This is a genomic window from Aureimonas ureilytica (assembly GCF_001475935.1).
In the GTDB taxonomy this organism is placed as follows: domain Bacteria; phylum Pseudomonadota; class Alphaproteobacteria; order Rhizobiales; family Rhizobiaceae; genus Aureimonas; species Aureimonas ureilytica_A.
Genome location: NZ_LDQA01000021.1, coordinates 1 through 13,801, shown reverse-complemented (window position 1 = coordinate 13,801; position 13,801 = coordinate 1). Strand labels below are relative to the sequence as shown.

Here is a 13,801-nt window from a genome sequence, read left to right as displayed (position 1 = left end):
AGCGCTGCCGCACCCACGGATGCTCATGCGCGGCGGCGCAGGGCGACAGGCCGCTCGTCGGCGTCCGGGAGCAGGTTATCGTCCCGCGATGCCGTGACGGTTTCAGGCGACGCCCTGCCGGCGGCCCCGCGTTTAGCGATGTCTGCCGGCGCGTCGTCCTTGGCATGGATCTGGAAATAGCTGGCTCGCTCGTTGAGGCGGGACGCCTCGCTGGCCAGTTGCACGGCCGTCGCGGACAATTCGTTGGACGCCCCGGCGTTCGACTGCGTGACCTGATCGAGCTGCTGGATCGCCTGGTTGATCTGGCTGACGCCGACCGACTGTTCTCGCGCGGCAGCGGAAATCTCCATGACGAGTTCGGCCGTCCGCTCGATGTCGGGCACCATTTCGGCGAGCTTGCGGCCCGCCTCGTCGGACGCACGGCGCGTCGAGTCCGACAGCGTTGCGATCTCGCTCGCCGCGTGCTGCGAACGCTCGGCGAGTTTGCGCACCTCGGAGGCGACCACAGCGAAACCCTTGCCGTGCTGACCGGCGCGTGCCGCCTCGATCGCGGCGTTCAGGGCCAGGAGATCGGTCTGGCGCGCGATGTCCTGCACGATGCGGATGTGCTCGTAGATCGTGTGGATCGCCTGAACGGAGCCGATCATCGCCTCGCTCGTCTCGCGGGCCGATTGCGAGGCGCGCCGCGCGATCGCCTCGGTCTGCCCGGCGTTCTCGGCGCTTTGGCGCAGATTGGCGGTCATCTCCTCCACCGCGGCCGAGGCCTGTTCGGAGGCGGCGGCCTGTTCCGTCGCGCCCGACGACAATTGCTCGGCCGCGACGGCCGATTGGCTGGAGCCTGCGGCCACCTGATCGGCCGACGCGCGCACCTCGGACAAGATGTCCCGCAGGCGGGCGCGCGTCTCTTCCAACCGGTCGAGCAGCGTGCCGATCTCGTCGCGGCGCCCATGGCGAATGGCCTCGGCGATCTCGCCCCTGCCGAGCCGCTCGGTTTGTGCGATGGCGACGGAAAGCCCTTGGTTGACGAGAAGGCTCAGCCAGACGGCTGCGCCAAGGCCGAGGAGAACGGCAGCGGTGACGATCGCGACGAGAATGTTGCGGGTTGAGTAATAGGCGCTTTCCGAACGCTGGGTCTCCTCGGCCGCGGTCTGCTGTTGCAGTTGCGAAAGCGCGCCGACGCTGTTCAGAATGACCTTCATAGCGGGCACCGCCTCGCGTTCGATGATCCCAAGCGCTTCCGGCGTTCCACGCAGCTTGCGCGCGTGGGTTGTCGCCGCCTCATAGCGCGCGACGGCATCGCGTAGCGTGTCCACCTGATCGACCGCAAGGCGGGTGTGGGAACGATAGGTGTCGATACCGGCTTTCGCCCTTGCCAGCGCCGCATCGATGGTCCGATCCATCTCGCTGTGACGGGCCGGGTCGGTGACGAGAAGCGAGCGATTGACGACGCGCCCGGCGTCCAACAGATCGGCGCGGATGTCGGCGAGCCGAAGGCTCTGCGCGAAGGGCCGGTCGTGGAAGTTCATGAATCGATCATTGGACCGGCCGAGGCTGTCGATCCCAATGAAGCCAACCGCCGCCATGGCCACCAAAACAATCGCGAAACCGCCCGCGAGTTTCTGCCTGATCGTAAACCGCATGACCTGCCCCTTCGAACGTAAGTGAGGCATTACAACCTTTTCGAGTTGAGAATCTCTTGTAGGCTGAGACCCGGCGCGCGGCAGCGTTAGCGGAGTCTTATTCCTGATGCTCAGGTTCACGAAAAGAAGATCAGCTTCGGGAAGGGTTCGTTAACCGCGATGAGCGATGGTGGAGAGGTTCCTGCCGGAGTTCATAAAGCCTTGATGTTCCCCTCCGTTTCGCTCCGTCGCTCGCTCCTGCCCGCCCTCGCCCTTTTGACGCTCGCCTCGCATGCGCAAGCTCAGACGCCCGCCGCCGCCGCGACGCGGCCCGAGTCGGCCATGCCCGCCGCCGCGGAAGAAGGACAGGACCCGGACATGAGCCGGAAGCTGCCCCTGCCCCGTTTCGTGTCGCTGAAGTCGGCCCGCGTGAACCTGCGCGTCGGCCCCGGCAAGGACTACGCGGTGTCCTGGCTTTTCACCAAGCCCGGCCTGCCGGTCGAGATCATCCAGGAATACGACCTCTGGCGGCGTATCCGCGATGCGGACGGGACGGAAGGCTGGGTCTATCACTCGCTTCTGTCGGGCGAACGCACCGCTTTGGCCGCTCCCTGGCTGAAGAGCAAGAAGGGCGCGCTGGTCACGGTGCACCGCTCGGCCGCCGCCGATTCCTCCGTGGTGGCCGAAATGGAGCCGGGTGTCGTTGCCAAGGTGCGCGAGTGCTCCTTCAGCTGGTGCGAAGTGGAAGCGGGCGGGCGTCGCGGCTTCGTCTCGCAGAACGAAATGTGGGGTGTGTATCCCGACGAGCGGTTCTGAACCGACGGCGGGAATGCCCGAACGGAAAAAGGCCGGCGCCCCATGGGCCCGGCCTTTTTTCATGCGATCCTCGCGAGAACATGAAAAAGGCAGCCGATGCCGCCTTTCGCCATCAGGAGAGACTGGTCTTCTCGCGCTTGCGGCGCACGCGCACCACCACGTCGATATTGACGATCTCCATGCCCTCGGGCGGCGCGGGAATGTTTTCGACGCTGATCGCGCCGTCGGGAATGTCGATCATCGTGTTGTCGGATTCCACGAAGAAGTGGAAATGGTCCGACGTGTTCGTGTCGAAATAGGTGCGCTGGCCTTCCGCCGAGAGCGGACGCACAAGGCCGGCATCGGTGAACTGGTGCAGGGTGTTGTAGACGGTGGCGAGCGAGACGGGCTCACCGGCGCGGTGTGCCTCCTCGTGCAACTCTTCGGCCGACAGATGCCGATCGCCTGCGCCGAAAATCAGATTGCACAGGGCCACGCGCTGGCGCGTCGGCCGCAGGCCGGCGGAGCGCAGACGTTCGAACACACAAAACGACGATGCCCGATGGGCGTCCCGTGATGTGTCCTGCGAGGGCTTGGCCCGATTGTCCATGATGCTTCGCCGTAATGTTGAGTCTTATATTCCGCTTTTACGGCCCCGTGCGCTGCACCGCAAGACCGCGTTCTCGTGACAGCATAATCCCCTCGGCCTAAAAGAACAATTGCGCCTCGCGCGCATCAGCTGCACCGCTCCGCAAGAAGCGCGAGAGCCTTGCCCGAGCCCTTGAGCGGCAGGCGAAAGGACCCCGCCGGGCTGGAAAGTTCCAGTTCCTTGCCCCGCTTCAGCCGATCGAAGAGCGGCTTCATCTCGGCCGCCTTGTCGGAGCGCACGAAGCGCGAGCCCGGCCCGTGCGGCTCGGCCTCGGCCTTGGCGGGCAGCAGGGTCGCCACGCCGTCGACGCTGAAGACCAGCGTCGCCGGGCGGCCTTCCGGGAAGCGCGCGCCGGTGCCCGAGACGATGGTGCGAAGCCGCCCCGGCGCTTCGCATTCGAACTGCACGCCCGCTGGCCGCCCCTTTTGCGTATAGGCGGCGCGCACCGATCCGCCAGCCGTCTCGCCGCGCCATTCCTGCGCGCGCGCAGCGCCAGCCAGCGTCAGCGCCAGCATCAGCGCCGCCCCGGCCGCAAACCCCTGATACGCCATCCATCTCCCCCCTCGTTTCGCCCTGTCCGCCGGGCATCTGCCTGCATGACGCGGGGAGATGGGCGCAAGAAAGGCGAGAGGAAAGATTGAAGAAACGTTGAATCCAAGCGAGAGCTGACGCATTTGCCCTTGAACGCACCCGTGCTAAGGGCTTCGCGACGAACGCGGCCTTCGAGAGTGCCGTGAGGAAACGGGCAAGGTAATGACGACAGGCAAGACCCACTTCGACAAGGACGATCTTCTGGCCTGCGGCCGGGGCGAACTGTTCGGTGCGGGCAACGCGCAATTGCCGCTGCCGCCCATGCTCATGTTCGATCGCATCACCGAGGTGACGACGGATGGCGGCGAGTTCGGCAAGGGCTCGATCCGTGCCGAGTTCGACGTCTCGCCCGATCTCTGGTTCTTCGACTGCCACTTCAAGGGCGATCCGGTCATGCCGGGGTGCCTCGGCCTCGACGCGCTCTGGCAGCTCACCGGCTTCTATCTCGGCTGGCTGGGCGAGGAAGGGCGCGGGCGCGCGCTCGGCGTCGGCGAGGTGAAGTTCTCCGGCCAGGTGACGCCGAAGGTCAAGCTCGTGGAATACGGCGTCGAGTTCCGCCGCGTCATGCGCTCCAAGCTCAAGCTCGGCATCGCGGAAGGGTGGATGAAGGCCGATGGCGAGGTCATCTACCGCGCCAGCAACCTGCGCGTCGGCCTGTTCAAGGACGGCGAAGCGGATGCCTCGGTCGGCGGCTGAGCGCAAACACTGACAGATTATAGGCGGTCCCAGCGGACCCCAAGAAGGAGTTAGGCCATGAGGCGGGTCGTCGTGACCGGAATGGGCATCGTGTCCTCGATCGGCAACGATCTCAGTGAGGTCACGGCCTCACTGCGCGAGGCGAAGTCCGGCATCAGCTTCTCCGAGGATTTCGCCGAGAACGGCTTCAAGTGCCGCGTCTGGGGCAAACCCAATCTCGACGTGACCGACCTCGTGGACCGTCGCGCCATGCGCTTCCTCAGCCAGGGCGGCGCCTGGAACCATGTCGCCATGAAGCAGGCGATCGCCGATTCCGGGTTGGACGAGAAGGACATCTCGAACAACGAGCGCACCGGCATCATCATGGGCTCGGGCGGCCCCTCGACGCGCACGCTGATCGAGGCCGCCGACATCACGCGCAAGAACAACAGCCCCAAGCGCATCGGCCCCTTCGCGGTGCCCAAGGCCATGTCGTCCACAGCCTCGGCGACGCTGGCGACCTGGTTCAAGATCCACGGCGTCAACTACTCGATCTCCTCGGCCTGCTCGACCTCGGCCCATTGCATCGGCAATGCGGCGGAGATGATCCAGTGGGGCAAGCAGGACGTGATGTTCGCCGGCGGCCACGAAGACCTCGACTGGACCATGTCGAACCTCTTCGACGCCATGGGCGCCATGTCCTCCAACTTCAACGACCAGCCGGCCTCGGCCTCGCGCGCCTATGATAAGAACCGCGACGGGTTCGTGATCGCGGGCGGCGCGGGCGTCGTGGTTCTGGAGGAATACGAGCGGGCGAAGGCGCGCGGCGCCAAGATCTATGCCGAACTCGTCGGCTACGGCGCGACCTCGGACGGCTACGACATGGTGGCCCCTTCGGGCGAAGGCGCCATCCGCTGCATGCGTCAGGCGCTTGCCACGGTGAACGGTAAGGTCGATTACGTGAACACGCACGGCACCTCGACGCCGGTCGGCGATTCCAAGGAGATCGGCGCGATCCGCGAAGTGTTTGGCGACGCCATCCCGCATATCCAGTCCACCAAATCGCTCACCGGCCATTCGCTGGGCGCGGCTGGCGTGCAGGAAGCCATCTATTCGCTTCTGATGATGCAGGCGGGCTTCGTGGGCGAAAGCGCCCATATTCAGGAGCTCGACCCGGAATTCGAGGGCGTTCCGATCGTGCGCCAGCGCATCGACGATGCCAAGATCGACATCGCCCTGTCCAATTCCTTCGGCTTCGGCGGCACCAATGCCACGCTGGTCTTCCAGCGCGTACCCAACTGAGAAAGCCCTTTCGATGAATGATCTGATGAAGGGCAAACGCGGCCTCGTGATGGGCGTCGCGAACCACAATTCCATTGCCTGGGGCGCGGCCAAGGCCATGGCGGCCCAGGGCGCCGAGATCGCCTTCAGCTATCAGGGCGAAGCCTTCGGCAAGCGCCTGCGCCCGCTGGCGGCCGAAATCGGCTCGACCCTGCTCGTGGATTGCGACGTCGAGGACATCGCCTCGGTGGACGCCCTGTTCGAGACGCTGAAAGCGGAATGGGGCCAGATCGACTTCTTGGTACACGCGATCGGCTTTTCCGACAAGAACGAGCTGAAGGGCCTCTACGCCGACACGACGCGCGAGAACTTCTCGCGCACCATGGTGATCTCCTGCTTCTCCTTCACCGAAGTCGCCAAGCGCGCGGCTGCGATGATGAACGAGGGCGGCTCCATGGTGACGCTGACCTATGGCGGCTCGATGCGCGTCATGCCGAACTACAACGTGATGGGCGTTGCCAAGGCGGCGCTGGAAGCCTCCGTGCGCTATCTCGCGGCCGATTTCGGCCCACGCGACATCCGCGTCAACGCCGTGTCGGCCGGCCCCTTGCGCACGCTGGCGGGCGCGGGTGTCTCCGACGCGCGCCTGATGCTGAACTATCAGCGCCGCAACGCGCCCATGCGCCGCAACGTGACGCATGAGGAAGTCGGCAACTCGACGCTCTATCTCCTGTCGGACCTGTCCAAGGGCGTGACGGGCGAAATCCACTACGTGGATGCCGGCTACAACATCATGTCCATGCCCGCGCTGGACGAGTTGAAGACGCAGGAAAGCCGCGCCGTCGCGGCCGGTGACACCTCGGGCGAATAAGCCGACCACCTGTTCGGCATTCGAAAAGCCCGTCGCTCGATCCCGAGCGGCGGGCTTTTTTGGTTTTCAGAGAACGCTGCGGATGGCGAAGCTCGAATTGATCCGCTGGACGCCCGGCAGGCGCGAAAGCACCTCCTTGTGGATGCGCTCGTAATCTCCCGCGCCGGCGGCTTCGAGTCGAAGGAGATAATCCTCTTCGCCAGTCATGAGATAGCATTCGCGGATTTCGGGATGTTTCAGAACCTCCGCTTCGAAGCGGCGCAGCACATCCTCGGTCTGCCGCTCCAGGCTGATGCGCACGATCACCACATGACCTTCGCGCCCCTCGGCCCCGGCGACGATGGCGGTGTATCCCCGGATGACGCCGCTTTCCTCCAGAATCTGCACACGCCGCAGGCAGGCCGATGGTGACAAACCGACCTCGCCCGCCAAAGCAACATTCGTCATCCGTCCGTCGCGGCGAAGGGCGCGGATGATCTTGCGGTCGGTGTTGTCGAGGTCCGGCATGAAATGGCGCAGCCTTCGAAGAAAATGGCATTGAGGAGCTATCTTTCGAATTTTGTGCGTGAGATCGGCCGTACATTCAAGAATGATTGCGCCACAATTCGGGGAGTTCCGATTGGAGGCGCGCATGCTCGTGATCTCGTCCGCTTCATCCCCCGTTCTGCCCATTTCAGCGGCAGGCGCTGTCAGCGCCGGCGCCGTTCTGACGATCGATCTGTCGGCGCTGCGTGCCAATTATCGCCGCCTCTGCCGCGAGGCCGGCGGCGCGCGGGTCGCTGGCGTCGTGAAGGCCGACGCCTATGGGCTCGGGGCCGAGCGCGTCGCGCCCGCCCTTTGGAGCGAAGGCTGCCGCAGCTTCTTCGTGGCGCATCTTTCCGAAGCCTTGGCGCTGCGCCCGGCTTTGCCTTCTGAGGCGGAAATCTTCGTTCTGAATGGGCTCGCGCCCGGCGACGAGCGCCGCTGCGCGGAGGCCCATGTGACGCCCGTCATCAATTCCGGCACGCAACTCTCCGCTTGGGGCGCGCTGGCTCAGACGCTCGGCCGCCCGCTTCCCGCCGCTCTACAGGTGGACAGCGGCATGGCGCGGCTCGGCCTTGCGCCCGAGGAGGTCGCGGCGATCGCGGCCGACCCGGCGCATCTTGCCGGGGTCGACGTGACCCTGGTGATGAGCCATCTCGCCTGCGCCGACGAACCGGAGCACCCGGCCAACCGCGCGCAGCTCGAAGCCTTCAAAGCGCTCGCAGCCCGCCTGCCGGAGGCGAGGCGCTCGCTCGCCAATTCCGCCGGCGTGTTTCTCGGCCCGGACTTCCATTTCGACCTCTGCCGCCCCGGCATCGCGCTTTACGGCGGCCAGCCCTTCGAGGGGCCGGAGAACCCGATGCGCGCCGTCGCCCGGCTCGACGCGCGCGTCATCCAGATTCGCGAGGTGCCGGCGGGCGCGGGCGTCGGCTATGGCTGGAGCCTCGTCACCCCCGGCGCCATGCGCCTTGCGACCATCGGCATTGGCTATGCCGATGGCTGGCCGCGATCGTTGAGCAATCGGCTCGGCGCCTATCATGGCGGGCAGCCGCTCGGCGCGGCCGGCCGCGTCTCCATGGATTCCGTCATTCTCGATATCGGCTCGGCGGCTCTCAAGCCCGGCGATCTCGTGGAACTGATCGGCCCGCATCAGAGCTTGGGCGAAGTGGCCGCCACGGCCGGCACCATCCCTTATGAAATCCTCACCGCCCTCGGCCAGAGATTCGAGCGGCGCTATGCTGAAGGAGCGCTGGCATGAAGATCGCGGTTCTGGGCGCGGGCGTCATCGGCGTCACGTCGGCGTGGTATCTCGCCAAGGCCGGGCACGAGGTCACCGTCATCGACCGGCAGGCGGGGCCGGCGCTGGAAACGAGCTTCGCCAATGCGGGCGAGGTCTCCTTCGGCTATTGCTCGCCCTGGGCTGCGCCCGGCATTCCGAAAAAGGCGATCAAGTGGCTCATGATGGAGCACGCGCCGCTGATCCTGCGGCCGAAGATGGACGCGGCCATGCTGCGCTGGCTGACGCGGATGCTGCGCAATTGCACGGCCGAGCGCTACGCCATCAACAAGAGCCGGATGCTGCGACTCGCCGATTACAGCCGCACGAGTCTCGCCGAGCTGCGCCGCGACACCAATATCGAATACGACCAGCGCATGAAGGGCACGCTCCAGCTCTTCCGCACGCGCGAACAGCTCGACGCCTCGCTGAAGGACCAGAAGGCGTTGAAAGAGGACGGCATCGCCTATGAGGTGCTCGACCCCGAAGGCTGCATCCGCATGGAGCCGGCGCTCGCCCATGCGCGCGAGAAGATCGTCGGCGGGCTGCTGACGCCCAATGACGAGACGGGCGACTGTTTCAAGTTCACCAATGGCCTCGCCGAGCGGGCCGAAGCGCGCGGCGTACGCTTTGCCTATGGGCGCACGATCCAGGGGCTTCGCGTCGAGGGCGGGCGGTGCCTTGGCGTCGAGACGGATCGGGGCTTCGAGGCGGCCGATGCCGTCGTCGTCGCGCTCGGTTCCTACTCGCCGCTTCTGGTGAAACCCTTCGGCATCGATCTGCCCGTTTATCCCGTGAAGGGCTATTCGCTGACCATCCCGATCGTCGACGAGGCCCGCGCGCCCGAATCCACCGTGATGGACGAAAGCTACAAGATCGCCATCACGCGCCTCGGCAACCGTATCCGCGTCGGCGGCATGGCCGAGATTTCCGGCTTCACCAACGATCTCGCCGAAGCGCGCCGACGCACGCTGGAGCATTCGGTCACCGACCTCTTCCCCGGCGGCGACGTGAAACAGGCGAGCTTCTGGTCGGGTCTGAGGCCGATGACCCCGGACGGAACCCCCGTGATCGGCCCCACCAAGATCGCCGGCCTGTTCCTCAACACCGGCCATGGAACGCTGGGCTGGACCATGTCGTCGGGATCGGGCCGGCTCCTCGCCGATCTCGTTAGCGGCCGAACAGCGGACATCGACGCGCGCGATCTCGCCGTGGCGCGATACGGCAGGGCCTGATGGAGACAGCGCCTCGCCTTGGAGCAGGCGAGCCCCTTCAACATTCGTTAAGCTTGACGATCGTAAGGTTTCACGACCGAACTAAGCCATTGCGCGGTTCACCCATTCTTCAATCGGGGCATTGTTAAAGTCGGTGAGGACAGGCCTGTCCGCCGTCTTTAAACCTCGCGACCTCGCCCGGTCGCTTCCTATGGCGACCTCCGCGTATGAGCCTTGCCGCAGCCGCTCCTGCGACCGAAAGCCGTTCCGCTTCGCGCTGGCCGGCGCACCGTCAGCGCGCCTTCATCTTCTGGGCGGCGCTGGTGGCCTTGCTTCTGTCCTTCTGCACGGTCTCCATCATGACGCTGGTGGAGTTGCGCAACGACACGTGGCAGCGCGCCGCCAACAGCGCTCGCAGCCTGGCGTTGGCCCAATCGCTCGAAATTTCACGCCGCTTCCAGATCTATGACAGCGTGCTGCGCTCCATCGCCCAAGCCGCAGGCGACGATGCCTTCACGCAGATCGACTGGATCTCGCAGCAGGCCGTCCTGTTCGATGGGGCGTTGGTGGATTCCGCGCTGGCCGATATCATCGTCGCCGATGCCACTGGCCGGGTCCGCTGGAGCCGACGAGGTGGCGTCGGCGCGGAGACGAACATCTCCGACACACCCTATTTTCAGGCGCAGCGTGCAGCCATCCGCAATGGTCTTCTGATCAGTCGCCCTTTGGTGCTGCATGGCCGTGCGCCGGATATGGTCGTCGCCATCAGCCGCGGCCTGGAAACGCGAGACGGATCCTTCGACGGCTTGGTGACCGCGCTGGTGCGACTGGATCTTTTCGAACACATCATGAGCGGAGCCACACTGGGTCCGAACGACGTGGTCAATCTGGTTTCGGAAGATGGGATCTTTCTGGCGCGGTCCCCCTCGCTTCCGGGCATCGTGGGACGAGACGTCTCGTCGGTGCCCGACGCCTCGCTCTTTCTGAGCGCACCGCCGGAGGGCTTCACCTCCCGCTCCCAGTTCGACCATATCCAACGGATCTTCAGCGCGGTCCATCTGCGCGACATGCCGCTGCTGCTCAGCGTCGGGCTGTCGGAAGACGATATCTTCGCCTCCTGGAACCGACGAGCGCAGACGATCGGACTGGTTCTCTGCCTTCTCGCCGGTATGACGCTGTTCCTGGCTTTCCAGATTCGGCGCGAGTTTCGCCGACGCATCGAGACGGAAAACACGCTTCGCAGCAGCGAAGAACAATACCGGCTTCTGGCGGACCATTCGACCGACCTCATCATTCGCCTCGATGCGGAAATGAACCGGCGCTACGTGTCTCCGGCGGCCCTGCGCTTTCTCGGATACGAGCCGGACGAGATGCTGGACCAGAACGCGCGAACGCTGATCCATTCCGATGACTGGCCCATCGTGCTGCGCATTGCGGACAACGCGCGTCAGGCGGTGGGTGGAACGGAAGACTGCTATCGCCTTCGCCGCCGAGACGGCAGCTACATCTGGGTGGAAGGCCGCTACAGCTACGTGCCGAGCGACGGTGGGTTCATCGCCGTCTTGCGCGACATCACCAAGCGCCGAATGGTGGAAGCCAAGCTCGCGGCTGCCCATGCCGAGTTGACGGCGCTCGTCAACACAGACCCGCTCACCGGCCTGTCCAATCGTCGCCATTTCGACGAGATGCTTTTGGACCTCGCGGCGAAGGGCGACGGCGCGCCGGTCAGCCTTCTGATGATGGATATCGATCGGTTCAAGCTGTTCAACGACACCTATGGCCACCCCGAAGGGGACCGCTGCCTGCGCGCGGTGGCCGGCGCCATGCGGACTGCGATGGAAAGCGAGAACGCCGTGCCCGCGCGAATCGGCGGTGAGGAGATGGCCCTCATCCTGCCCGGCCGCACGCTGGCGCAAGCTCAGATCGTGGCCGAGCGCATTCGCGCGACGGTCGAGGCGCTCGCCATTCCCCATGCCGGCAACGAGACGAATGGCGCGATCGTGACGCTCAGCATCGGCTGCGCCGAGCGCCCCTGCCAAGCCGACGTGCTGGAACCGCTGATCGGCGAAGCCGATCAAATGCTTTACGAAGCCAAGCGGACGGGCCGCAATCGCGTCGCCAGCCGGTTGATCCTGCGCAAGGCGCAGCCCCTTCCCGCTGCGCCGACCGACTATCCGCAGCGCGAAGCAGTCGAGCGCTTTCGCGTGCTCAAGCTCGCCAATGGGCGTGAAGAACTCGACACGCTCGCCAAACATGTGGCCGATCTCCTGAAGATGCCGGTCGGTTTCATCTCGCTCTACGATCGAAACGAAGTCGAACTTGTCGGCCGCCACAACATCACGCTGGCTACCAGCTCCAAGGACGCGTCTTTCTGCCGATATGCGGTTCAAGCCCAGGAGCCGATGGTGGTCGCGGATTTGTCCATCGACCCGCGCTTTGCGCAGAATCCCTTCGTGACCTGCGATCGGGGCGCGCGCTTCTATGCCGCCGCGCCGATGATCGACCCGCGCTCCGGTGAGGCGATCGGGGCCGTCAGCGTCTGTCACCATCAGCCGTACTATCTCTTCGGTGCCGAGGAGCGCGCCATTCTGAGCGCCTTCGCCCGAATGGCGATGCAGGGAATGGACTGACGTCGTAGCAGCCCCTCCCCAACCGTCTCACGGGAATTTGAATGATTCTCGACGGGACGCGAAAGCGGGCCGAAGAGATTGCCCAATCCTGCCGCATCGGCTGCTCAGAGGTGCGGCAGGCCTCCAAAGCCTGCTTGGGAGGGCCCAGCGAGACCGATGTTCACTTTTTAGCCTTAGAATTCCAACAAGGAAGGCCTCTTGCTGCCTTGCGGGGGACCGGCAGCAGGCGCACAATTGTATGCCCACGAATGTGGCGACGGAGCCCGGAGCGGACAACGGATGATAGGACTTGTGCTGGTGACACACGGCCAGCTCGCACGCGAATTCAAACTCGCCGTGGAGCATGTGGTGGGTCAGCAGGAGGCGTTCGAGACGATCTGCATCGGACCCGACGATGATATGGAAAAGCGCCGCCTGGACATCGTTCAGGCTGTTCGGGATGCCGATCGCGGCAAGGGCGTGATCATTCTCACCGACATGTTCGGGGGAACGCCATCCAACCTCGCCATTTCCGTGATGGACGAGGGGCAGATCGACGTTCTGGCGGGCGTGAACCTGCCCATGCTGATCAAGCTCGCCAGCGTGCGCGGCGAAAAGCCGATGGACTTGGCGCTGGTCGCGGCGCAGGACGCGGGGCGCAAATATATCGCCGTCGCCAGTCGCATCCTGAGCGGGCAATAAGTGACATGACCTATCGCGATCAGGATTCAGGCGGCGCGGAGACACAAGCCATGGCGAATGCGGCGCGAGCAAACGAGACCTCCGTGACGACAGCCCGAACCCTGACCATCGTCAATCGTAAGGGACTCCATGCCCGCGCCTCCGCCAAGTTCGTGCAACTGGCCGAGAGCTTCGACGCCGAGATCACCATCTCGCGCGACGGCATGTCGGTCGGCGGCCAGTCGATCATGGGGCTGATGATGCTGGCGGCCGGACAAGGCACGACGATCGACGTGAGCGCCGAAGGGCGCGAGGCGGAAGCGGCCATGCAGGCCATCGCCGATCTCGTCGCCAATCGCTTCGGCGAGGAATGCTGACAGGCCGCTGAAACGGCGGTTACGTCCAGTTTCGTCTCACCCGTCGGATACGGCTCTTAGCAGCCGTTTGCTCCTTAAGCCCCCCTCTCGTACCGGGGGCTCGGACAGCACACGCCCCTCCCTTCGAGCAAGACCGGTCTCTCCCCTCGTCGCGCAATCGTCGCGCGCACTCCGCCCGCAAGCGATGCGCGCCCCCCTCGCTACGCCGCGCGTCAGGGTTCAGATAATCATATAAGCAATTCGTTATATCCTTTTGTCGCCGAGGCTGCTACAGCCATGGCGAGCCGAGGTCGCCCTGCTGCGGCCCGATGTTCCGCGAGCGGGGCGCAACGCCGCCCGCTCCCTGAAGGAGAACGAGGCATGAGCGCAGCCGTTGATTATGTCGTGAAGGACCTTTCGCTGGCCGACTGGGGCCGCAAGGAACTCGACATCGCCGAAACCGAAATGCCCGGCCTGATGAGCTGCCGCGAGGAGTTCGGCACCGACAAGCCGCTCACGGGCGCGCGCATTGCCGGTTCGCTCCACATGACGATCCAGACCGCCGTCCTGATCGAGACGTTGCAGGCGCTGGGCGCGACGGTTCGCTGGGCCTCGTGCAACATCTTCTCGACGCAGGACCACGCCGCCGCCGCGATCGCGGC

14 protein-coding genes are annotated in these 13,801 nt (G+C 65.1%); 10 read left to right on the top strand and 4 right to left on the bottom strand.

The window, feature by feature from the left end:
* Window positions 1–23: 23 nt before the first annotated feature.
* Entirely contained in the window at window positions 24–1,640 is a 1,617-nt protein-coding gene (locus NS365_RS08905) for a methyl-accepting chemotaxis protein (RefSeq protein ID WP_058599934.1), read from the bottom strand.
* Between the two features lie 321 nt (window positions 1,641–1,961).
* Here NS365_RS08905 and NS365_RS08900 point away from each other — a divergent pair, with 321 nt between their 5' ends.
* Entirely contained in the window at window positions 1,962–2,435 is a 474-nt protein-coding gene (locus NS365_RS08900; RefSeq protein WP_244493394.1) for an SH3 domain-containing protein, read from the top strand.
* A gap of 112 nt (window positions 2,436–2,547) precedes the next feature.
* On the opposite strand, the gene irrA is transcribed toward NS365_RS08900, so the two are convergent.
* Together irrA and NS365_RS08890 are read right to left on the bottom strand one after the other, a co-directional pair.
* The gene (gene irrA, locus NS365_RS08895) at window positions 2,548–3,024 is read right to left on the bottom strand and encodes an iron response transcriptional regulator IrrA (RefSeq protein WP_082640212.1); all 477 of its coding nucleotides are present in this window, start codon (window positions 3,022–3,024) and stop codon (window positions 2,548–2,550) included.
* A gap of 125 nt (window positions 3,025–3,149) precedes the next feature.
* The gene (locus NS365_RS08890) at window positions 3,150–3,614 is read right to left on the bottom strand and encodes a hypothetical protein (protein ID WP_058599932.1); all 465 of its coding nucleotides are present in this window, start codon (window positions 3,612–3,614) and stop codon (window positions 3,150–3,152) included.
* A 202-nt stretch (window positions 3,615–3,816) separates the two neighbouring features.
* Between NS365_RS08890 and fabA the strand changes: the two genes are divergently transcribed.
* Genes fabA through fabI form a run of 3 tightly spaced genes read left to right on the top strand, consistent with a single transcriptional unit; the run spans window position 3,817 to window position 6,481 of the window.
* Window positions 3,817–4,350 (top strand): 3-hydroxyacyl-[acyl-carrier-protein] dehydratase FabA, encoded by a 534-nt coding sequence (fabA, locus tag NS365_RS08885; RefSeq protein ID WP_058599931.1) that lies wholly within the window; start codon window positions 3,817–3,819, stop codon window positions 4,348–4,350.
* Window positions 4,351–4,407: 57 nt separating this feature from the next.
* Window positions 4,408–5,631 (top strand): beta-ketoacyl-ACP synthase I, encoded by a 1,224-nt coding sequence (gene fabB, locus NS365_RS08880; protein WP_058599930.1) that lies wholly within the window; start codon window positions 4,408–4,410, stop codon window positions 5,629–5,631.
* A 13-nt stretch (window positions 5,632–5,644) separates the two neighbouring features.
* Window positions 5,645–6,481, top strand: a complete 837-nt coding sequence (gene fabI / locus NS365_RS08875) for an enoyl-ACP reductase FabI (protein ID WP_058599929.1) — start codon at window positions 5,645–5,647, stop codon at window positions 6,479–6,481.
* Window positions 6,482–6,547: 66 nt separating this feature from the next.
* Here fabI and NS365_RS08870 read toward each other — a convergent pair whose 3' ends face one another.
* The gene (locus tag NS365_RS08870) at window positions 6,548–6,988 is read right to left on the bottom strand and encodes an Lrp/AsnC family transcriptional regulator (protein WP_019995972.1); all 441 of its coding nucleotides are present in this window, start codon (window positions 6,986–6,988) and stop codon (window positions 6,548–6,550) included.
* Window positions 6,989–7,112: 124 nt separating this feature from the next.
* On the opposite strand from NS365_RS08870, the gene alr reads away from it, so the two are divergent.
* The 6 genes from alr to NS365_RS08840 form a co-directional block, all read left to right on the top strand.
* On the top strand, window positions 7,113–8,261 hold the full coding sequence (alr, locus tag NS365_RS08865; RefSeq protein ID WP_058599928.1) for an alanine racemase: 1,149 nt from the start codon (window positions 7,113–7,115) through the stop codon (window positions 8,259–8,261).
* Entirely contained in the window at window positions 8,258–9,514 is a 1,257-nt protein-coding gene (locus tag NS365_RS08860) for a D-amino acid dehydrogenase (protein WP_058599927.1), read from the top strand. Before alr ends, NS365_RS08860 begins: the two co-directional genes overlap by 4 nt.
* Window positions 9,515–9,720: 206 nt before the next feature.
* Window positions 9,721–12,123 (top strand): diguanylate cyclase domain-containing protein, encoded by a 2,403-nt coding sequence (locus NS365_RS08855; RefSeq protein WP_058599926.1) that lies wholly within the window; start codon window positions 9,721–9,723, stop codon window positions 12,121–12,123.
* A 279-nt stretch (window positions 12,124–12,402) separates the two neighbouring features.
* On the top strand, window positions 12,403–12,804 hold the full coding sequence (locus NS365_RS08850) for a PTS sugar transporter subunit IIA (protein ID WP_058599925.1): 402 nt from the start codon (window positions 12,403–12,405) through the stop codon (window positions 12,802–12,804).
* A gap of 50 nt (window positions 12,805–12,854) precedes the next feature.
* Complete coding sequence (locus NS365_RS08845; protein ID WP_058600072.1) at window positions 12,855–13,160, top strand: HPr family phosphocarrier protein; 306 nt, start codon at window positions 12,855–12,857, stop codon at window positions 13,158–13,160.
* Window positions 13,161–13,520: 360 nt separating this feature from the next.
* Window positions 13,521–13,801 (top strand): adenosylhomocysteinase (locus NS365_RS08840; protein WP_193753417.1); only part of this gene is annotated, 281 nt, incomplete at its 3' end.

What these genes read in the sequence shown, in the direction of transcription:
- irrA (WP_082640212.1), bottom strand. Translation starts at nt 3,024, where the DNA reads ATGGACAATCGGGCCAAGCCCTCGCAGGACACATCACGGGACGCCCAT.
- fabI (WP_058599929.1), top strand. Translation starts at nt 5,645, where the DNA reads ATGAATGATCTGATGAAGGGCAAACGCGGCCTCGTGATGGGCGTCGCG.
- NS365_RS08845 (WP_058600072.1), top strand. Translation starts at nt 12,855, where the DNA reads ATGGCGAATGCGGCGCGAGCAAACGAGACCTCCGTGACGACAGCCCGA.
- NS365_RS08905 (WP_058599934.1), bottom strand. Translation starts at nt 1,640, where the DNA reads ATGCGGTTTACGATCAGGCAGAAACTCGCGGGCGGTTTCGCGATTGTT.
- NS365_RS08855 (WP_058599926.1), top strand. Translation starts at nt 9,721, where the DNA reads ATGAGCCTTGCCGCAGCCGCTCCTGCGACCGAAAGCCGTTCCGCTTCG.
- NS365_RS08850 (WP_058599925.1), top strand. Translation starts at nt 12,403, where the DNA reads ATGATAGGACTTGTGCTGGTGACACACGGCCAGCTCGCACGCGAATTC.
- alr (WP_058599928.1), top strand. Translation starts at nt 7,113, where the DNA reads ATGCTCGTGATCTCGTCCGCTTCATCCCCCGTTCTGCCCATTTCAGCG.
- NS365_RS08900 (WP_244493394.1), top strand. Translation starts at nt 1,962, where the DNA reads ATGCCCGCCGCCGCGGAAGAAGGACAGGACCCGGACATGAGCCGGAAG.
- NS365_RS08870 (WP_019995972.1), bottom strand. Translation starts at nt 6,988, where the DNA reads ATGCCGGACCTCGACAACACCGACCGCAAGATCATCCGCGCCCTTCGC.
- fabA (WP_058599931.1), top strand. Translation starts at nt 3,817, where the DNA reads ATGACGACAGGCAAGACCCACTTCGACAAGGACGATCTTCTGGCCTGC.
- NS365_RS08890 (WP_058599932.1), bottom strand. Translation starts at nt 3,614, where the DNA reads ATGGCGTATCAGGGGTTTGCGGCCGGGGCGGCGCTGATGCTGGCGCTG.
- NS365_RS08860 (WP_058599927.1), top strand. Translation starts at nt 8,258, where the DNA reads ATGAAGATCGCGGTTCTGGGCGCGGGCGTCATCGGCGTCACGTCGGCG.
- fabB (WP_058599930.1), top strand. Translation starts at nt 4,408, where the DNA reads ATGAGGCGGGTCGTCGTGACCGGAATGGGCATCGTGTCCTCGATCGGC.